General features: G+C 65.5%; 17 protein-coding genes. 11 read left to right on the top strand and 6 right to left on the bottom strand.

The window, feature by feature from the left end:
* The 4 genes from AX702_RS22360 to AX702_RS02565 all read left to right on the top strand — a co-directional run.
* Positions 1–309: DUF6504 family protein (locus AX702_RS22360; RefSeq protein ID WP_331710372.1), on the top strand; the 309-nt coding region annotated here is incomplete at its 5' end.
* A gap of 18 nt (positions 310–327) precedes the next feature.
* Complete coding sequence (locus AX702_RS02555; RefSeq protein WP_066775797.1) at positions 328–3,774, top strand: error-prone DNA polymerase; 3,447 nt, start codon at positions 328–330, stop codon at positions 3,772–3,774.
* 69 nt (positions 3,775–3,843) lie between these two features.
* Entirely contained in the window at positions 3,844–5,154 is a 1,311-nt protein-coding gene (locus AX702_RS02560) for a cytochrome P450 (RefSeq protein WP_082745939.1), read from the top strand.
* Entirely contained in the window at positions 5,151–6,020 is an 870-nt protein-coding gene (locus AX702_RS02565; RefSeq protein ID WP_197420476.1) for a PaaI family thioesterase, read from the top strand. The genes AX702_RS02560 and AX702_RS02565 overlap by 4 nt, the downstream gene beginning before the upstream one ends.
* A gap of 58 nt (positions 6,021–6,078) precedes the next feature.
* Here the strand turns inward: AX702_RS02565 and AX702_RS02570 are convergent, their stop codons facing one another.
* Positions 6,079–7,083 (bottom strand): fumarylacetoacetate hydrolase family protein, encoded by a 1,005-nt coding sequence (locus tag AX702_RS02570; protein ID WP_066775801.1) that lies wholly within the window; start codon positions 7,081–7,083, stop codon positions 6,079–6,081.
* A 152-nt stretch (positions 7,084–7,235) separates the two neighbouring features.
* Here AX702_RS02570 and AX702_RS02575 point away from each other — a divergent pair, with 152 nt between their 5' ends.
* Entirely contained in the window at positions 7,236–8,390 is a 1,155-nt protein-coding gene (locus tag AX702_RS02575; protein WP_066775803.1) for an acyl-CoA dehydrogenase family protein, read from the top strand.
* 209 nt (positions 8,391–8,599) lie between these two features.
* A complete protein-coding gene (locus tag AX702_RS02580; protein WP_066775806.1) occupies positions 8,600–9,919 on the top strand; it encodes a methyl-accepting chemotaxis protein in 1,320 nt (439 codons plus the stop codon).
* Positions 9,920–10,078: 159 nt separating this feature from the next.
* On the opposite strand, the gene AX702_RS02585 is transcribed toward AX702_RS02580, so the two are convergent.
* Entirely contained in the window at positions 10,079–11,620 is a 1,542-nt protein-coding gene (locus tag AX702_RS02585) for a methyl-accepting chemotaxis protein (protein ID WP_066775808.1), read from the bottom strand.
* Positions 11,617–12,015, bottom strand: a complete 399-nt coding sequence (locus AX702_RS02590; RefSeq protein ID WP_231731696.1) for a hypothetical protein — start codon at positions 12,013–12,015, stop codon at positions 11,617–11,619. Before AX702_RS02590 ends, AX702_RS02585 begins: the two co-directional genes overlap by 4 nt.
* 162 nt (positions 12,016–12,177) lie before the next feature.
* Here AX702_RS02590 and AX702_RS02595 point away from each other — a divergent pair, with 162 nt between their 5' ends.
* Together AX702_RS02595 and AX702_RS02600 are read left to right on the top strand one after the other, a co-directional pair.
* Positions 12,178–13,563, top strand: coding sequence for a DEAD/DEAH box helicase (locus AX702_RS02595; RefSeq protein WP_066775812.1), 1,386 nt, complete (start codon positions 12,178–12,180; stop codon positions 13,561–13,563).
* A gap of 217 nt (positions 13,564–13,780) precedes the next feature.
* Entirely contained in the window at positions 13,781–14,041 is a 261-nt protein-coding gene (locus AX702_RS02600) for a hypothetical protein (protein ID WP_066775814.1), read from the top strand.
* A gap of 148 nt (positions 14,042–14,189) precedes the next feature.
* Here AX702_RS02600 and AX702_RS02605 read toward each other — a convergent pair whose 3' ends face one another.
* Positions 14,190–14,855: a nitroreductase gene (locus AX702_RS02605; RefSeq protein ID WP_066775816.1), complete on the bottom strand. Its 666-nt coding sequence runs from the start codon at positions 14,853–14,855 to the stop codon at positions 14,190–14,192.
* 81 nt (positions 14,856–14,936) lie between these two features.
* Between AX702_RS02605 and AX702_RS02610 the strand changes: the two genes are divergently transcribed.
* The 3 genes from AX702_RS02610 (at position 14,937) to AX702_RS02620 (ending at position 17,742) form a co-directional block, all read left to right on the top strand.
* Positions 14,937–16,142, top strand: a complete 1,206-nt coding sequence (locus AX702_RS02610) for an acetyl-CoA C-acetyltransferase (RefSeq protein ID WP_066775853.1) — start codon at positions 14,937–14,939, stop codon at positions 16,140–16,142.
* Positions 16,143–16,293: 151 nt separating this feature from the next.
* Positions 16,294–17,076: an SDR family NAD(P)-dependent oxidoreductase gene (locus AX702_RS02615; protein WP_066775818.1), complete on the top strand. Its 783-nt coding sequence runs from the start codon at positions 16,294–16,296 to the stop codon at positions 17,074–17,076.
* Positions 17,077–17,298: 222 nt separating this feature from the next.
* Complete coding sequence (locus AX702_RS02620) at positions 17,299–17,742, top strand: acyl-CoA thioesterase (protein WP_066775820.1); 444 nt, start codon at positions 17,299–17,301, stop codon at positions 17,740–17,742.
* A 201-nt stretch (positions 17,743–17,943) separates the two neighbouring features.
* On the opposite strand, the gene AX702_RS02625 is transcribed toward AX702_RS02620, so the two are convergent.
* Together AX702_RS02625 and AX702_RS02630 are read right to left on the bottom strand one after the other, a co-directional pair.
* The gene (locus tag AX702_RS02625; protein WP_066775822.1) at positions 17,944–18,216 is read right to left on the bottom strand and encodes a CsbD family protein; all 273 of its coding nucleotides are present in this window, start codon (positions 18,214–18,216) and stop codon (positions 17,944–17,946) included.
* Positions 18,217–18,326: 110 nt separating this feature from the next.
* Positions 18,327–19,109, bottom strand: coding sequence for a crotonase/enoyl-CoA hydratase family protein (locus AX702_RS02630; RefSeq protein ID WP_066775824.1), 783 nt, complete (start codon positions 19,107–19,109; stop codon positions 18,327–18,329).
* Positions 19,110–19,164 lie beyond the last annotated feature (55 nt).

Here is a 19,164-nt window from a genome sequence, read left to right on the forward strand (position 1 = left end):
CCCCGCTGGCCCCGCCCCGCGCGCTTGCTGCGCCGCCCCGAGCCGCTCGATCAGGTGCTCGCCGAGCTACCCGATCGCGCGCCCTATCGCTTCGCATGGCGCGGCCGCCCGCATATCGTGACCCACGCCGACGGGCCAGAACGCGTCACCGGCGAATGGTGGCGCCGTTCGGGCGAGCGCGACGCGGTACGCGATTACTTCCGGGTCGAGGATGCCGAGGGTCGCCGCTTCTGGCTGTTCCGCCGTGGCGACGGGGTACGCGCCGATACGGGCGATCTGAGCTGGTACATCCATGGCACATTCGCGTGATCGGCGTGGAAGCACGCGATGACGTACAGCGAGCTTCAGGTCACCACGCACTTCTCCTTCCTGCGCGGCGCGTCATCGTGCGAAGAATTGTTTGCCACCGCCGCGGTGATGGGGATGCCGGCGCTCGGCGTGGTCGATCGCAACTCGGTCGCCGGCGTGGTGCGCGCGCTGTTCGCGTGCGAGCAGCTGGAAAAGAAGAACGGCCTCCACATCCGCTCGATCCCCGGTTGCCGGCTCGATCTCGTCACGGGGGAATCGCTGCTGGTCTGGCCGGAGAATCGCGCCGCCTGGAGCCGGCTCACCCGCCTGCTCACGCTCGGCAAGTCGCGCGCCGACACGCAGCATGGCGAGAAGGGTCGATGCTTTCTCCACTGGGAGGATGTTGCCGCGCATGCCGCTGGCCTCGTCGCGGCCCTGGTGCCGGGCCGCGACGGCGCCGATCCGACCGCGCTCGCCGCCACGGCCGACATCTTCGGCAACCGCGGCCATGTGTGCCTCACGCCATGGCGCCGTCCGGGCGAGCGCCGCCGCTGGCACGGCACAGCTGAGGCTGCCGAAGCGCATGGCCTCACCCCGCTCGTCACCGGCGACGTGCTGTACCATTCGCCCGACCGGCGCATGCTGCAGGACGTCGTCACCGCGATTCGAGAGAAATGCACCATCGACGAACTCGGCTTTCGGCGGGAGCGTCATGCCGATCGCCACCTCCAGCCCCCGGCTGAGATGGCGCGCCGCTTCTCCGATTACCCGCAGGCGCTCGCCGCGGTGGAGGCGATCGTGGAGCGCTGCACCTTTTCGCTCAAGGACCTTGATTACCAATATCCCGACGAGATCATCATGACCGGCCGCACGGCGCAGGACGGGCTGGAGCGCCTGTCGCGCAATGCGCTGGCGCAGCGCTTCGGCGGCGCCCCGCCCGACACTTATTCCAAACAGCTCGAACACGAACTGACGCTCGTCGCGAAGATGGGCTATGCGCCGTACTTCCTCACGGTGAACTCGATCGTGAGCTACGCGCGCTCGATCGACATCCTGTGCCAGGGCCGCGGCTCGGCTGCCAATTCGGTAATCTGCTTCGTTCTCGGCATCACCTCGATCGACCCGATCAAGCATCAGCTCCTGTTTGAGCGCTTCGTGTCGGAGGAACGCCGCGAGCCGCCCGATATCGACATCGATTTCGAGCATGAGCGGCGCGAGGAAGTGATCCAGTGGATCTATGAGACCTATGGCCGTGATCATGCCGCGCTGACCGCGGTGGTCAGCCGTTTCCGCACGCGCGGCGCGATCCGCGAGGTGGGCAAGGTGCTGGGGCTTCCCGAGGACATGACGAGCGCGCTCGCCGGACAGGTATGGGGCTGGTCCAACGAGGGCGTGCCCGACAGCCATGTCGAGGCGCTCAACCTCGACGCGGGCGAGCCGCGCCTCGCGCTGGCACTTGAACTCGCCAAGGAGCTGATCGGCACCCCGCGCCATCTATCGCAGCATCCCGGCGGCTTCGTGCTGACGCGCGATCCGCTGCACGATCTGGTGCCGATCGAACCCGCCGCGATGGTCGATCGCCACGTCATCGAATGGGAAAAGGAGGATATCGAGCATCTCGGCTTCATGAAGGTCGACATCCTGGGTCTCGGCATGCTCGGCTGCATGCGCCGCGCGTTCGACCTGCTCGCCGAGCACAAGAGCCTCGCGATGACGATGGCGAGCGACGCGTTGCAGGACGATGACCCCGCCACCTTTGCGATGATCCAGCAGGCCGACACGCTGGGCGTATTCCAGATCGAGAGCCGGGCACAGATGAGCATGCTGCCGCGGATGAAGCCGGTCGAATTCTACGATCTCGCCATTCAGGTCGCGATCGTCCGTCCCGGCCCGATCCAGGGAGACATGGTGCACCCGTATCTGAAGCGCCGCGCGCTATCGAAGGCGGATCAGGCCAGGATCGAATATCCCAGCCCGAAGCTGAAGCATGTGCTCCAGAAGACGCTTGGCGTGCCGCTGTTCCAGGAACAGGCAATGCAGGTCGCGATTCTCGGCGCTGGCTTCACGCCGGGCGAGGCGGACCTGCTGCGCCGCGCGATGGCGACGTTCAAGATGACCGGGGGCGTGGGCGAATTCCGCGACAAGCTGATCAACGGCATGCGCGCCAACGGGATCGCGCTGGAATTCGCCGAGCGGCTGGTGAAGCAGATCGAGGGCTTTGGCAGCTACGGCTTTCCCGAAAGCCACGCGGCGAGCTTCGCCAAGATCGCCTACGCCTCGTCATGGATGAAATGCCACCACGCGGATGTGTTCTGCGCGGCTTTGCTCAACGCCCAGCCGATGGGCTTCTACGCCCCGGCGCAGATCGTCCGCGACGCGCGCGCGCATGGCGTGGAGGTGCTGCCGGTGTGCGTGATGACGAGCGACTGGGATACGGCGCTGCTAGAAGCAAAGCCCCTCCCTTTCAGGGGAAGGCACCGTCCTTCTCCCTCTCCCATCCGAGGAGAGGATCGGGGAGAGGGTCGGGGAGAGGGGCAGTCACAAGCCCCAACCACTGCACCCGCTGAGTCACCCAGCACAGCCCCTCTCCCCTGCCCTCTCCCCGGAGGGGAGAGGGAGAAAGCCGCACCGCTCACACCCTTCCATCCCCTCCGGCTCGGCCTGCGCATTGTTCACGGCCTCGCCGCCGCGGACGCCGGCAAGATCATCGCCGCGCGCGCCATCCGCCCCTTCACCTCGGTGGAGGACGTATGGCGCCGCTCGGGCGTGCCGCTCGCCACGCTGGAGAAGCTCGCCAAGGCCGACGCCTTCGCCGGTATGGGGCTGGACCGCCGCCAGGCCTTGTGGGCGATCCGTGGCCTGGGTGACACACCGCTTCCCCTGCTCGCCGCGATCGAGACGAAGGAGGAGCCGGTCCACCTGCGCGCGCTTACGGCGGGGCGAGAGGTGGTGGAGGATTACCGTGCCACCCAGCTGACGCTGCGCCAGCACCCGCTCACTTTCCTGCGCGGCCGCCTCGGCGAACGCCGCTGCGTGCGCTGCGGTGATCTCAAGACCATCAAGGAAGGCACGCTGGTGGACGTCGCCGGGATCATCCTCGTCCGCCAGCGGCCGGGCAGCGCTAAGGGCGTCTTGTTCATCACCATCGAGGATGAGACCGGCGTCGCCAATGGCATCCTCTGGCCCGATCGGTTCGAGGCGCAGCGCCGCACGGTCATGTCCTCCGCCATGGTCAACATTCGTGGCCGCGTGCAGAAGGAAGGCATTGTCATCCACGTGGTCGCGGATCTCATCACGGATCTCACCTGGATGCTGCGCGAGGTAGGCGAGATTGACCTGCCCTCTCTCGTCGCGCGCGGCGACGGCGCTACCCACCCCGGTGCGCCCGACCGCGGCGATCCCGGCTGGAAGAAGGGCCGCGTCGACTACCACTACAAGGAGCGGCCCGAGGATGTGATTCCGATCCGCAGCCACGACTTCCATTGATCTTGCTGAAACACTCGGCTTAGGTTTGCACCGAGCCGGCGCCGACCGGCAGCATGAAGGAGAGACCGCATGGCCACCGCTGCCCTCAGCCCAGAGCCCCAGATCGGCCTGACCCCGCACGTCCCCTCACCCACCGACAAAGCGGCGTTCGACGCCGCCATCGTCGATCCGGACAGCTATGCGCACGAGGAGCGATACCATGCCATCTTCAAATACCTGCGCGAGGAAGCGCCGGTCTATTGGTGCGAGCCCGAGGGATATCGGCCGTTCTGGACGGTCGCGCGCCATGCCGACATCCGGCGCGTCGAGCTGGACAATGAGACGTTCCTCAACGATCCCCGCCTGACGCTCGCCACCGTTGCCGACGAACAGCGCATCATGGCGCTGACCGGGGGCAACAAGCTGACCCGCAACCTCGTCAGCATGGACAATCCCGACCACAAGCACTTCCGCGCCATGACGCAGGGCTACTTCTCACCCAAATATATGAAGCAGCTCGAAGGCGAGATCCGCGCGCTGGCGAAGGAGAGCGTCGAGCATATGGCGTCGCTGGGCAACCAATGCGATTTCGCCAGCGAGGTCGCGATCTGGTTTCCCCTGCGCGTCATCATGCTCACGTTGGGCGCTTCGCGTGAGGACGAGGCGTTCCTGATGAAGATCACGCAGGAGGTGTTCGGCGCGCAGGATTTCGATCACATGCGTCCGGAGGAGATGGGAGGGCTGTTCGCCACCATCGCCGAATTCAACGCATGGTGCGACCGCATCACCGCCGATCGCAAGGCGACCCCCCGCGACGACGTCTCCACCATCATCGCCAATGCGACGCTGACGGACGGCTCACCGATGGGGAACATGGAGGCGATGAGCTATTACCTCATCATCGCGGCCGCGGGGCACGACACGACCAGTTCCTCCTCCTCCGCAGGCCTGCTGGAGTTGATCCGCAATCCCTCCGAGATGCAGAAACTGCGCGACGATCCCTCGCTGCTGCCCAATTCGGTGGAGGAGATGATCCGCTGGGCCAGCCCGGTGAAGCATTTCTTCCGCACAGCCGCCAAGGATACGGAGGTCGGCGGCGTTCCGATCAAGGAAGGCGACAGCCTCGTCATGGCTTATCCTTCCGCCAACCGCGATACGGCCGTCTTCGACGATCCCTTCGCCTTCCGGATTGACCGCGCCAACGTGCGCCAGCATCTGGCCTTCGGCTACGGCCCTCACCTGTGCCTGGGCCAGCACCTCGCCAAATTGGAGATGCGTATCCTGTTCGAAGAACTGCTCGCCCGCTTCGACGATTTCGAACTCGCCGGCGACCCGTCATGGACACGCGCCAGCTTCGTCAGCGGCATGAAGCACCTGCCAATCCGGTATCGCGCCAAGTGAGCCGACACGATCCGGAACAACTGTACCCGGGTTTTCCGGGCAGCGAGCCCAGCGAACACATCCGCACCATTCCCGCCTGTGCCGCACTCGGCATGCGGCAGCGCGCCACCATCGGTGATCCGGTGTCGACCTCGCTGGATGCGGCACTGCCGGCGGTTTGCGATTCGGATGGGCGTGTCTCTCGTGGCGCTGCGCTTGTGCTCGCCGATCAGGCGACGGCTGGCGGCGTCTTCACCACGCTGCCCCGGCCGACGCCGATGATGACGCTAGACCTGCGGGTCGATTGGTTTGGCCCGCTGCCCGCCGCGTCGCTCAGCTGCACGATCGACGAGGTAACGCGTGAGGGCGACCTTGCGCTGTCCCGCGGGCGGTTGATCGCCGAAGGCAAGCCGGTCGGCGCTGCCGTGGCGCGGTATCTGATCGGCTCCATGCCCGGCGGCACGCCCGGCCGCATGGATGATCGGCATGACGTGCTGCCCCCGTCTCCTGCGGCCAGCTTCGCCGATTATCTCGGCGCGAGCGCTTCGCTCGACGGGCTGACGATGGAACCGCGGGCCGAGCATGTCGGCGCACCGCTTCCCGCTTATCATGGCGGCGTGATCGCCGGGCTGCTCGAACAGGCCGGCGTCGCGGCCATCGATCCGGCCTTCCGCCCGCTCGATTTCGAAGTGCGCTTCTTGGCACCCGCGCTCGCCACGCTGCCCTTGATCGCGCGGGTTGTGCCCCGGCGCACCGGCCGGCGCGCGATCACGCTCGACATTGATGCGCATCAGGGCAAGCCGGATCGCCCGGTGGCGATCGCCCGGATGCTGGCGATCACCGATGCGGTCGGGGAAGTTCAGGCGTACGACCTGCCGCGCGCCTGACGCCGCTTCCCCGAAAACGCGTTGAGGAGCGTCGAGTCTCCCCTCGAAGGGAATTGGATCAGCCGCCCACCACCTGTTCGATCACCCCGAAGATCGGGTGATGCCGGTCGTCCTCGGCCCAGATCCGCACGGTGTCGCCAGCCTTTAGGAACGGCGTCACCGGCTTGCCACCGGCGATCGTCTCGATCGTGCGCACTTCGGCAATGCAGGAATAGCCCACGCCGCCGTCCGCGATCGGCTTGCCCGGGCCACCATCCGCATCGCGATTCGACACCGTTCCCGATCCCACGATCGTTCCGGCGCCCAATGCGCGGGTCTTGGCGGCATGAGCGACCAGCGTGCCGAAGTCGAAGGTCATGTCTTCGCCGGCTTCTGCCCTCCCGAACGGCTGTCCGTTCAGGTCGACCATCAGCTTGCGGTGCAACTTGCCATCCTGCCACCAGTCACCCAGCGCCGTCGGCGTCACGAACACCGGTGAGAAGGCAGATGCGGGCTTCGACTGGAAGAAGCCAAAGCCCTTGGCGAGTTCGCCCGAAATGAGATTGCGCAGCGACACGTCGTTGGTGAGACCGACCAGTCGGATGGCGGCCAGCGCTTCCTCCCGGCTGGCGCCCATCGGCACGTCGCCGGTCACGACCACGACTTCGGCCTCCAGATCGCAGCCCCAGCTTTCATCGGCCAGCGGGATCGGATCGCGAGGCCCCAGGAACCTGTCCGATCCGCCCTGATACATCAGCGGATCGTGCCAGAAGCTGTCCGGCATCTCCGCCCCACGCGCCTGCCGCACCAGCGCAACATGGTTCACATAAGCGGAACCGTCAGCCCATTGATAGGCGCGCGGCAAGGGCGAGGCGGCGTCATGCTCGTGGAATCGAAGCCGCGGGATCACTTCATGCTCAAGATCGGTGGCCAGATTCTCCAGGTCGGGCGACAATCGCTCCCAGTCGTCCAGTGCGGCCTGCAGGGTGGGCGCGATATGGCCGGCGTCGGCGCACCAGGCGAGATCGTTCGACACCACGACGAGCTTGCCGTCACGGCCATGCTTCAGACTCGCTAGTTTCATCCGTCACCTCTCTTTCTTCCACGGCATAGGCCCGTGCCGCCGGCCAAGTCGAGACTCGGCGCCTCGCGCCCGTCACCATAACAAAAGTTACTTGACCCTTCTGGCCGGCCCCGCGACAAGCGAAGCATCAGTTTTTCGGAGGGGTTTCTTCAATGTCGCTCGACCAGATCGCGGGCCGTTTCGCCTACAACGAGGATCATGAGGCGTTCCGCCAGACGGTGCGCAGCTTCCTGGCAAAGGAAGGCGTGCCCAATTCCGATCAGTGGGAAAAGGAGCGCCTGGTCCCCAAGAGCTTCTGGCAGAAGGCGGGCGAGGTCGGCATGCTCTGCCCGACCGTGCCGGAGGCTTATGGCGGCCTGGGCCTGGATTTCGGCTATAATGCCATCGTCGACGAGGAAATGGCCTATTCGGGCGTGCCCGCCGGCTTCTCGCTCCAGTCGGACATCGTCGCCGGCTATATGGAGACCTACGGCTCCGAGGAGCAGAAGAAGGAATGGTTGCCCAAGATGGTGTCGGGTGACGTAATCACCGCCATCGCCATGACCGAGCCGGGCACCGGCAGCGACCTTCAGTCGATCCGCACCACCGCGCGTAAGGACGGCAACCATTACGTGATCAACGGGTCCAAGACCTACATCACCAACGGCCAGAATACCGATCTGACGCTGGTGGTCGCGAAGACCGATCCCGATGCGCAGCCGGCTTACAAGGGCATGTCGATCATCCTGGTCGAAAGCGACCGCGAGGGCTTCAGCAAGGGCCGCAAGCTCGACAAGATCGGCCAGGATGCGGCCGATACGTCCGAGTTGTTCTTCGAGGACGTGCGCGTTCCGATCACCAACTGCCTCGGCGAAGAGGGCATGGGCTTCATCTATCTGATGAGCCAGCTGCCGCAGGAGCGCCTGTCCATCGCGGTGAGCACCATGGCCTCCTCGCAGAAGGCCTTCGACGACACCGTCGCGTTCGTGAAGGAGCGCAAGGCGTTCAAGGGCGTGGTGTTCGATTTCCAGAACACCAAGTTCGTACTCGCTGACCTAAAGGCGAAGCTCCAGGTCGGCTGGGCCCACCTCGACTGGGCGATCGCACGTCATCTGAAGGGCGAGCTGACCAACGAGGAAGGCGCCGCAGCCAAGCTGTGGCACACCGATCTTCAGTGGGAGGTCATGGACAAGTGCCTCCAGCTGCACGGCGGTGCCGGCTATATGAACGAATATCCGATCGCCCGCATGTGGCGCGGCGCGCGCGTCAGCCGGATTTATGGCGGCACAAACGAGATCATGAAGGAAGTGATCAGCCGCAAGCTTTAAGCGCAGCCACGCTGCGGCAGGAGGCAATCGGCTGGCCGGTCGGACGGTGCCACTGGCACCGGTTCGGCCGGCGTCGCCGCTGCCTTGCATGGTCCGCAACGCCATTCGGTTGCGGAGCAGTGTCACCGAACCGCAACAATTCCCTAACGCCCCGTTTACCAGCCATCCCGTAAGCGCCGCATCGACAATGCAGATAGGGACGCGCAAGAATGAGCCGGGGGGCGGTGGTCTGGGCACCAAGTGAATCGGTGCCGGATCCGATCAACGAAGCATGGATCAAGGACCGTTCGTCGGTCGCGGCCGGCGCCCGAATGCTGGAGGCGGTGCAATTATTCCGCGCCGCGCCTGACCTGCGCATGATCGCGGTGGTTGACGTATTGCAGCGCCCCGTCGGCGCGCTGTTCGAGCGCGATGTCCGGCGCCTGTTGTTCAGCCCCTTCGGCTATGCCCTGCTTTCGAACCGCAGCCTGGCGATCGGCTTGGGCGATCATGTGTTGCCGTGCCCGGTCGTGCCGCTTGATGCCGGTGCCGGCGCAATGCTGGCTACCTGGCAGGAACAGCCGGGCGCCGAGGGGCTGATCATCACCGACAAGGGCCGTTACCTCGGCACCATCGACCAACCCACGCTGCTGCGCGTCGCGGCCGAGCGCGACGCCGCCAACAGCCGCCGCGCCGGCGCACGCGGAGCCGCTATCCAGCAGGCGAGCCAGGTCTTTGAGGCGGAGGCACGCGCTCTCGCCACCGAATTGTCGCACGCGTCCCACACTGTCGCCGACACTGCGCTGCGCATGGCGGAGCGGGCGCAACAGATCGGTGATGGCACGGCCGCCGTCGCCGCAGCGACGGGGCAAGCCTCCACCAACCTCGCCGAAGTGGCGGAGCGCGCCCAGACGTTCGCGGGCGCCTTGGCTCAGGTGGCGTGCGACACACGGGACGCGAGAGTCGCGACGGAGGCGGCCAGTGAGCGCGCCCGCGCCGGCGCGCGGCAGATCGACGGGCTGGTCACGGCGGCGGATTCGATCGGCGCGGTAACGGCATTGATCGACGAGATTGCCCGGCGCACGACGATGCTGGCGCTCAATGCCACGATCGAGGCAGCGCGCGGCGGCGAAGCGGCACGGGGCTTCGCGGTGGTCGCCAACGAGGTGAAGTCGCTCGCAGCGCAGACTCGCAGCGCCGCGGCGGAGATCACGCGCGAGATTCACGGCGTTCGCGACGCGACCGATAGCGTGCGCGCCTCGCAGAGCGCATTGTCAGGCGCCATCGACACGCTTGACGGGCTTTCCGCGACCATGGCTGAGGCGATTGGCGAACAGACCCGCGCCGGGCAGGAAATCAGCGCCCATGTCACCGAAGCGAGCGCCGCGACCGATCACATCCGGTCGACAGTGAACAACATTCTGCAGGGCGCCCGCTCGGCCGGGCAGGACGCGACGGTGATGAGCGATCTTGCGGTGTCGCTCTCCACTCGCGCCGATGAGATGGAGCGCCACATGCTGCGCTTTCTGGATACGCTGGCGGCGGTTTGAGGGACTGTCGCTCGCGAGGAGGCGAGACGTAGAAGGTTCTTGAGGCGCTTGCGGGCTGAAGGCTGGTGCGCGGCGACGTCAGAGCTTGCGCTAAAGCTCGCCTCTGCCGAGCACTGGTTCAGGAAGCGCGGGACGTTTGAAGCAAGCGGCTCGAGAGCTTCAGGCCGCGTCGCGCTCGCCCGTCCGTAATTGTGCCACGAACCCATCGGTGCTCCGCCGCAACCGGCGGGCATGTTCCGACAATGTGCCTGCCGCCTCACGGACGTGACGCGACAGGCTATCTGCCTCGTTTGCGGCCAAGGCCACGCGGCTGATCCGCTGCTCGATCATGTCCACCCCGCGCGCCGCTTCATGAGCGGTGCGCTCGATTTCGGAAGCCACTTCGCGCTGCCCGCCAACGGCACCCTTGATGTCGCCTGCCGCCGTGGCGACGCGCATGACCGCATCGGCGGCGCCGATGATATTCTCTTCCGTCGCTCGCACACCGTGGCGCACACTTTCGATCAGCGAGACGATCTTGCCGCTGGCGCGCGCGGTGCCTCCCGCCAGCTGTTTCACCTCTCCCGCCACCACGGCAAAGCCGCGTCCTGCTTCGCCCGCGCGTGCCGCCTCGATCGTGGCGTTCAGCGCCAGCAGGTTGGTTCGCGTCGCGATCTCGTGAATTTCGCCTACCAGGCCGCCGATGTCGCCAGCGCGTTCCGCCAGGTCGAGCACAGCGCCCTTGCCCGCATCAGCATTGCGCTGAACGGCGCCGGTCAGTTCCGCCTGGGCGTTGGCGCTCTCCGCGATGTCGCCGATCGAATCGGTCAGCCGCCGCACGGCACTGGCCACGTCCTGGGTCGCACCAGCGGCTTGCGCGGCACCAGCCGCCACTTCGCTGGCCTGCCGCCCGGCATCGGCAGCGATCCGCGTCAACGTCGCCGCCGAGCCCTCGAGCGCGGAGGCGGCACCCTCGATGGCGATCGCCACGCTGGCGACGGATTGCTCGAAATCATCCGCAAGCGCCATCAAGGCGCCGCGCCGCTCCTCCGCAAGCTGCGTTTCCGCCCACATGCGACGCTCGCGCTCCCTGGCTGACTGCTCCTCGGCTGCGTTCACCGCCGCCAGCGAGGCCACTGCCCGTTGCCGCTCCGCCTCTGCGACTGCGGCCAGCGCGTCACTTTCCGCGCGCGCCGCGTCCTGCGCCACGATCAGGCGGCGCAGACGAACGGTCAGATAGGTCAGCGCCGCGCATTGCATGCCTACCGCAACCCCGTGGAACAGCACGCGCATGATCGCACCGCCATTGGCGAACACCCAGGACGGCAGCACATAGGAAAGCAGCAGGTGGTGTAGGCAGATCAGCAGCGACGAAAGGGCGAGTGGTCGCCAGTCGCACATCAGCGCCAGCGCGGAGAGCGCGACGAAGAAGTACATGTGCGCATCCATCTGCCACGGATTTGCGGCCAGCAGATAGACGTAGATCGCCGGCAGGATCGCGGCGAGCACCGCCAGGCTGAGCCGGGTAGCCAGCGCCTGCGGCGCGCGCAGCGCCAATATCAGGGGCATGACATTGGCAAGCGCCGCGGCAACAATCGCGCTTTCGGTGTTTGGCAGGCCAAGCACCTTGCCGCACACGAGCAGAAGCGGAACGCACATCCAGCCGAGCAGCGCGAGGAGGCGGACCGCACGGATCCGCAGCGCATCCAGCGACGAATTCATGGCTGACCTCCGCACACGCTTGCCGGCGCAGCCAATGTCATCACACCCGCGCGCAGCATCGGCCAGAACAGTGCATTGCGATCGCCGCGCACGACCAGCCCCTCGGCCGGACCGCGACTGACCAGCAGCGCATCCCTCTCCCGGGCAAGGCGCGCAACCGGCGCATCGTTGACGATCGGCACCAGCAGCATCTCGCCGCGCGCCGGTGGCGCAAACGCCAGACACGCCAGGCTGCCGATGCCGAAGCAGATCTGCAGCATGATCAGCAAAGCGGAAGAGTAAGGAATGCGGGTCACATAGCGATTATTGGCGGCAGAACAGTTGAAGCCAGGTAAAGGACGGATTTGGTACGTTAAATTCACGCACCCCGGCTCGAACCTTGACTTGAGACCCAATTGATCGCATTTGCTGGCACATCGAGACGTTGGCAGCGTGATCGGGCCTCCGGCCCCGGCTCCGTCTCGGTCGATTGAACCGGCTTCCCATATCACGCGGGGTGTCAATTTCCCCGCTTCTCGTGCGCCGCTTGGCGTGCGAGCCGCTACCATAGGTATATCATGTCATTTTCAGATCTTGGTCTTGCCGAGTCGCTCGTCCGCGCGCTCGAGGCAAAAGGCTATGAGACGCCCACGCCGATCCAGCGCGATTCGATCCCGATCGTGCTCACCGGGCGCGACCTGCTCGGCATCGCCCAGACGGGCACCGGCAAGACAGCAGCGTTCGTCCTGCCCTCGATCCAGCGCCTGCTCGGCAGCGAGAAACGCGTCCTGCCCACCCATGTGCGGATGCTCGTGCTCGCGCCGACGCGTGAACTGGCCAGCCAGATTGCCGACAATGCGAAGCTTTACGCCCGCAATTCGCGGCTGACGGTCGCAACGGTGTTCGGCGGCACCAGCATCAACAAGAATCGTCAGGACCTGTCGCGCGGCGTCGACATCCTGGTCGCCACGCCGGGCCGCTTGCTAGATCTGGTCGAACAGGGTTTCTGCAACCTTACCATGCTCGAGATCCTGGTGCTCGACGAAGCCGACCAGATGCTCGACCTCGGCTTCATCCACGCGTTGAAGAAGATCGTGAAGATGGTGCCGCGCCGCCGTCAGACGCTGTTCTTCTCCGCCACCATGCCGACGTCGATCCGCGAACTGGCCGACAAGTTCCTGCACGAGCCGCAAACGGTGTCGGTCGTGCCGGCCTCGACTACCGCGGAGCGGGTCGAGCAGCAGGTCGTGCTCGTCAACCAGACGGAAAAGCAGGCACTGCTGACGATCCTGATCCAGGAGGAAGGGATCGATCGCGCGCTGGTGTTCACCCGCACCAAGCATGGTGCCGACCGGGTGGTGAAGCTGCTTGCCGGCAACGGCATCGCCGCCAATGCCATCCACGGCAACAAGAGCCAGCCGCAGCGTGAGCGCGCGCTGGCCGCATTCAAGTCGGGCGAAGTGCCTATCCTTGTCGCCACTGATATCGCGGCGCGCGGCATCGACATTTCGGGGGTGAGCCATGTGTTCAACTTCGAACTTCCCAATGTGCCCGAGCAATATGTCCATCGGATCGGCCGGACGGCACGCGCTGGCGCGAGCGGCATCGCCATCTCCTTCTGCGCCGATGACGAGCGGCCGTATCTGAAGGACATCGAGAAGCTGACGCGACAAAAGGTGCCGCAGCGCGCCCTGCCCGCCGATTTCCTGAAGCGCGCCGATGCGCTGAAGGCTGCGCGCGTGAAGGCGATCGGCGCCGACCCTGCCCCGCGTGAGGACCGCCCCCGCCAGCAGCGCGGGCCGGCACGTCCCAAGGCGACGCATGCGCCGACCGCGACGCGCGACTATGCCAATGCCAGTCGTCGCGGCGGTAGCGGTGGCGGTCGCCCGGGTGGCGGCGGTGGCCGTGGTCGGGGTGGTCGTGGTCGCGGCGGAGGCGGCTCACGCGTCACGGCGCAGGGCTAAGACACACCTTGAACAAGGTAGCCGGCCCGGTTCTTCCGGAGGTCGGCTGCCTTTCGGGGACAACGCGCCTGACTTTGTTGCCCCCGACCTCTTCGGAGACGTGTCATCAGCGGCAGCGCTGGAGGTACGGCTTCCACGGGCCGAAATGGCCAAACCTTCATCGCTGCAACCGGACGGCCCGTAATCGGTTGCTTCTCCTCAACACAGGAGAAACACGATGGACATCGCGACGGGCTCTTTGGTGGAACGTATCGCGCGCGTCCTGGCGGGTGAGCGGCTCAGCGCCAACGGCCATGGCGATCAGGAGTCCGCCGGCGGCGCGGTCGACGCTGCCTGGCCTGACCACCGCGACGAAGCGATCGCCGTGCTTCACACCCTGCGGGCGCCGAGCGCGGCGATGGCTGCGGCAGGTGATCCCGCGATCTGGGAACGCATGGTTCTGGCGGCGATCGAAGAGGCGCAACCCGCCACAATTTGACCGAGCCGCTTCGCCGAACGTCGCCGCATCCTTTTACGTCATCGCCGCGAAGGCGAGAACCCGAGCGCCGGCGCCTTCGACAAGCCTGGCGATCACGGGTTCTCCCCAGCGGATTGCGGTTAAAGGGCCGATCGCCCGGTAATGATGGTCAGGCCAGTACGGTCAGCCATTCCTCCTCTGGCGCGCGCGGGCTGCGGACCCGGTTCGCCGGCTCGTCTGCATCCTCATAGCCGATCGCCACCCCGCAGAAGAGCATCCGTTCCGGCGGCGTGCTCAGGAAACTTTCTACCGTGTTTGGATACACCGCCCAACATTCCTGCGGGCAGGTGGCGAGACCCTTTTCGACCGCCAGCAGCATCAGGTTCTGCAGATACATGCCAAGGTCCGCCCATTGCGGCGGGCCCATGCGGCGATCCACCGTGACGAAGAACGCCGCCGGCGCACCGAAGAACTGGAAATTGCGCGCAAACCATTGCGCGCGTGCCGCTTTGTCCTCGCGCGGGATGCCGAGATGGCCGTACATGATCTCGCCGATCTGAAAGGTCCGCTTCTTGGTCGCGTCCGTCATCTCGCGCGGATAGATGTCATAGCCGGGCTTTTCCGTTTCACGCCGCTCCAGCTTGCCGCGCATGATCGCCTTTAGCTCGTCCATCTTCGTGCCGGTGACGATGTCGATGTGCCAAGGCTGGATGTTCCCCCCGGTGGCTGCACGCGCGGATGTTAGCGCCAGATCCTTCAGCACGTCCATCGGCACCTCCTTGTCGAGGAACCCGCGGACGGAGCGCCGCTCCCTAACTGCCTCCGATACGTTCATTCGCCTCTCCACCTCTTGCCGTGCGCGTGAAATCGCGCCACATGGGCAGCCGGGATAACATCTGTTATGGAGAGTCGGAAGATGGCCGAGGCGTATATCGTCGACGCAGTTCGGACGGCTGGTGGTCGGCGCGGCGGGAAGCTCGCGGGGGTCCATCCAGTTGATCTGGCGGCGAAGGTTCTGGATGCGATCGTGGAGCGTACGGGAATTCCCGGCGATGCGGTCGAGGACGTCGTCATGGGCTGCGTCAGCCAGGGTGGTGAGCAGGCTGGCCAAGTCGGCCGCAATGCCGTTCTCGCTTCGAAGAAGCTGGCTCAGTCGACCCCTGCGGTGACGATCGATCGCCAGTGCGGCTCGTCGCAGCAGGCAATCCAGTTCGCTGCGCAGGCGGTGCTTTCGGGTACGCAGGACGTGGTGATCGCGGCCGGCGTCGAGAGCATGACGCGCGTGCCCATGGGTTCGACCTACAAGCTGTTCTACGACGCCGGGCTCGGCAAGAACAAGTCGCCGGGCCTGGAAGAGAAGTTTCCGGGCATCAACTTTAACCAGTTCGCTGGTGCGGAGATGATCGCCAAAAAGTACGGCTACACGCGCGAAAAGCTGGACGATTTCTCGCTCAGCTCGCACCGCAAGGCGGTCGCCGCGACGCAGGGTGGCAAGTTCAAGGACGAGATCGTTCCGGTCGAGGTGGAAACGCCCGAAGGCAAGGAACTGCACACCTCTGACGAAGGCATCCGGTACGACGCCTCGCCGGAGGGCATGGCCGGCGTGAAGAAGCTGTCGGAGGAAGGCGTGCTCACCGCCGCTTCGTCCAGTCAGATCTGCGACGGTGCGAGCGCGGTGCTGATCGTCAGCGAGGAAGCGCTCAAGAAGTACAATCTCAAGCCACTGGCAAAGATCGTCAATCTCACCGTCACCGCCGGCGATCCGGTCGTGATGCTGGAAGAGCCGCTGTTCGCCACCGACAAGGCGCTGAAAAAGGCCGGTCTCTCGATCGACGACATCGATCTATACGAGGTGAACGAAGCCTTCGCCTCCGTGCCGGTCGCCTGGCTCGAGCATACCAAGGCCGATCCGAACAAGCTCAACGTGAATGGCGGTGCGATCTCGCTCGGCCACCCGCTGGGCGCGTCGGGCACCAAGCTGATGGCGACGCTAGTACATGAACTACGTCGCCGCGGTGGCCGCTACGGCTTGCAGACGATGTGCGAAGGCGGCGGCGTCGCCAACGTCACGATCATCGAAAACTGCGACTGGCAGGGCGACGTCGCGCAAGCGGCGGAATAACCGGCTCGCCTCTGACCCATCGTCGTCCCGGACATCGCACCGTAGACGACGATGGGATCTGCCGTTTCGATATCGATAAAGGCGCCATGTAGCGCCAAGTTCAACCGTGGATGCCGGGACGAGCCTGGCATGACGATCGGGAGGGGATTCTATGAAACTCGACAATACCATTTCGGCGGTCATCACCGGTGGCGCATCAGGCCTGGGTGCGGCCACTGCCCGCCAGCTTGCCGCCAAGGGCGTGAAGATCGCGATCTTCGACCTTCAGGAGGAGAAGGGCGAAGCGCTCGCCAAGGAACTGGGCGGCGTGTTCTGCAAGGTGAACGTCACCGACGAAGCATCGGTCGATGCGGGCTTCGCCAAGTCGCGCGAGGCGATTGGCCAGGAGCGTATCCTGGTAAACTGCGCCGGCACCGGCAATGCGATCAAGACCGCCAGCCGCAGCAAGGAAGACGGCTCGATCAAGCACTTCCCGCTCGATGCGTTCAACTGGATCATCCAGATCAATCTGGTCGGCACCTTCCGCTGCATCGCCAAGTCGGCCGCCGGCATGATGACGCTTGATCCGCTGCCGGATGGCGATCGCGGCGCAATCGTCAACACCGCGTCGGTCGCGGCGGAGGACGGACAGATCGGCCAGGCCGCTTATTCCGCATCGAAGGGCGGCGTCGTCGGCATGACCTTGCCGATCGCGCGCGACCTGATGAACGAAGGCATTCGCTGCAACACCATCCTGCCGGGTATCTTCAACACCCCTCTGCTGCAGGGCGCGCCGCAGAACGTGAAGGACGCGCTGTCGGCTTCTGTTCCGTTCCCCAAGCGCCTCGGCGATCCGGAGGAATATGCCGCGCTCGCCACGCTGATGATCGAGAACGGTTATTTCAACGGCGAGGACGTTCGTCTCGACGGCGCGATCCGCATGGCGCCGCGGTGAGCCGCAGGGCGATCGCGTGCATGCTGCACGCGATCGTGCCCGAGGCCGGCCAGCGCGGCTCGCAACGCCGCGCCTGGCGTCACGGGATTCGTTCTCGTGACGTCAGGTCGCCACTCCGTCACGCCGGGCTAGTCCCGGCGTTCGCCGTTTTGTAAACCTTCACGCCGGTGGATACGCGTCCCGGTAGCTGCCGGGACAAGCCCGGCATGACGAGGAAATCGTATGTCCCGCCCCGCGCCCTGGCGCCTCACCCGCGAAACCTACCCCAAGCACGAGGTGAAGCAGACCCGCTTCCAGGATCTCGACACGATGGGGCATCTCAACAATGTCGCTTACGCCGCCTTGTTCGAGGACGCGCGCGTGCGGATGAACCAGGAACTCGGCCGCGTGAGTCGGGGCAAGATGGCGGAGGGTACGTTTCGTGCCGTCGTGGCCCGCAACGAGATCAATTATCTGGCGGAGGGCAGCTTTCCCGAGGACGTCGACATCGGGATTGGCATTGGGCGGATCGGCAATCGCAGCTTCGAAATGCTCTCGGCCGCATTCCAGTCGGGCCAGTGTATCGCGACCTGCGACACGACCATTGTGATGACCGACCCCAAGGGTGAAAACCTCCCCGCTGATTTCGTCGATCGGTTGAAGAAGGTGCTTGTAACGGGCGGATGACCGATCGCGACGTCACCCCCGCGCCGTTCCGGGTTCACCTGGTCCGCTGACCTTACAATCCTTGGCTATGCGGCACCCCCGGCACCGGGAAGAGCCCGACCGGACGTAATCAAACAAGTGCCGCGAGCGCCGAAGTCTCGGCATTCGCGGCAGCTTAGACACCGACACAAGGCCTGAATAGCGACCGGTAACGGCCGTGCCTCAGCCCTTGCCGCGCAGCGTGCCGAGCGTCGCCAGGCCCAGAACGCCGACCAGCGCCGCCGTGGCCCAAGGGCGCTCCCTGGCGAATGCCTTGGCCTGTCCGACCACTTGCGGCTGGCCGTCGACGCCCGGCGCCATCGCCTTCTGCACCGAACCCTTCAGCTGATCGAACATGCCGCCAGCCTGCATCGAGCGGTCATTGGTCGCGGCGCCGGCGGTCTCCTTGACCTTGCCGGTCACGGTGTTGATGTCGCCAGTGAGTGCGTCAGCCATGATGAATCTCCCGATAATAAGATCGGGAGAGATAACCGACGTACGGGCATTTTGTGCCGCAGCGGGGTCATCCCGTGCCGTGCCCAGGGAAGCCGCGCTGCAGGAGGTCTTCAATCCACGAACATCGGCGCGCGCTTCTCCATGTTCGCCTTCACCGCCTCGACTTGGTTCGGGGAGCGCATCAGCTTGATCTGTTCGTCGCTTTCCGCCTGCAGCATGGTGGCCGTATCGCCATCCGCCATCAGGTTGATCAGCCGCTTCGACGCCTTCACCGCATCGGGATTGCGGCCTGCAATCTCACGCGCCAGCTCGAAGGCAGCGGCGCGGGGATCCTCCGCCAGGCGCGTGATGAAGCCATAGCGTTCACCTTGCTCGCCCGTAAACTCGCGCGCGCTATAGGTAAGGTCGCGAAGCACATCATCGCGCGCCAGGGTTCGCCAAAGGGCAAGGCCAGCCATGTCAGGGACCAGGCCCCAATAGGTTTCGCGGATTGACAGGCGCACGTCTGGTCGCGCGATGCGCACGCAGGCACCCGACATGATCTGGAACCCGCCGCCCAGCGCGACGCCGTGGACGGCCGCAATGACGGGCATGGGCAGCGCGCGCCAGCCCCAGGCAACGTTCTGAGCGGTGTTCGCCACACCATGGCTGCGCGCGCCCAGATCGTTGCCCGATCCGCCGCCTGCCATGGATGCCATGTCCAGGCCGGCGCAGAACGCCCGGCCCTCGCCCGACAGAACAGCGACCCGGACGTCCTTCATGGCGGAAAGCTTCTCGATCGCCGCGTTCAGCCCGGCGAACATGGCGGGATCGAGCGCGTTCATCTTGTCCGCCCGGTTCAGCCGCACATCGGCGATGCCGCCGTCGACAGATATCGTAACACGCTCTTCCATGTCTCTCTCCCGCGATCTGATACGATCGACTTAGATGAGCCTGCGGCGCGCATCA

This window comes from Sphingomonas sp. CCH5-D11 (genome assembly GCF_001557395.1).
In the GTDB taxonomy this organism is placed as follows: domain Bacteria; phylum Pseudomonadota; class Alphaproteobacteria; order Sphingomonadales; family Sphingomonadaceae; genus Sphingomonas.

Bases quoted from the DNA above. Each gene is read 5' to 3' on its own strand.
- AX702_RS02555 (WP_066775797.1), top strand. From the start codon at position 328: ATGACGTACAGCGAGCTTCAGGTCACCACGCACTTCTCCTTCCTGCGC.
- AX702_RS02560 (WP_082745939.1), top strand. From the start codon at position 3,844: ATGGCCACCGCTGCCCTCAGCCCAGAGCCCCAGATCGGCCTGACCCCG.
- AX702_RS02570 (WP_066775801.1), bottom strand. From the start codon at position 7,083: ATGAAACTAGCGAGTCTGAAGCATGGCCGTGACGGCAAGCTCGTCGTG.
- AX702_RS02575 (WP_066775803.1), top strand. From the start codon at position 7,236: ATGTCGCTCGACCAGATCGCGGGCCGTTTCGCCTACAACGAGGATCAT.
- AX702_RS02580 (WP_066775806.1), top strand. From the start codon at position 8,600: ATGAGCCGGGGGGCGGTGGTCTGGGCACCAAGTGAATCGGTGCCGGAT.
- AX702_RS02585 (WP_066775808.1), bottom strand. From the start codon at position 11,620: ATGAATTCGTCGCTGGATGCGCTGCGGATCCGTGCGGTCCGCCTCCTC.
- AX702_RS02595 (WP_066775812.1), top strand. From the start codon at position 12,178: ATGTCATTTTCAGATCTTGGTCTTGCCGAGTCGCTCGTCCGCGCGCTC.
- AX702_RS02600 (WP_066775814.1), top strand. From the start codon at position 13,781: ATGGACATCGCGACGGGCTCTTTGGTGGAACGTATCGCGCGCGTCCTG.
- AX702_RS02605 (WP_066775816.1), bottom strand. From the start codon at position 14,855: ATGAACGTATCGGAGGCAGTTAGGGAGCGGCGCTCCGTCCGCGGGTTC.
- AX702_RS02610 (WP_066775853.1), top strand. From the start codon at position 14,937: ATGGCCGAGGCGTATATCGTCGACGCAGTTCGGACGGCTGGTGGTCGG.
- AX702_RS02615 (WP_066775818.1), top strand. From the start codon at position 16,294: ATGAAACTCGACAATACCATTTCGGCGGTCATCACCGGTGGCGCATCA.
- AX702_RS02620 (WP_066775820.1), top strand. From the start codon at position 17,299: ATGTCCCGCCCCGCGCCCTGGCGCCTCACCCGCGAAACCTACCCCAAG.
- AX702_RS02625 (WP_066775822.1), bottom strand. From the start codon at position 18,216: ATGGCTGACGCACTCACTGGCGACATCAACACCGTGACCGGCAAGGTC.
- AX702_RS02630 (WP_066775824.1), bottom strand. From the start codon at position 19,109: ATGGAAGAGCGTGTTACGATATCTGTCGACGGCGGCATCGCCGATGTG.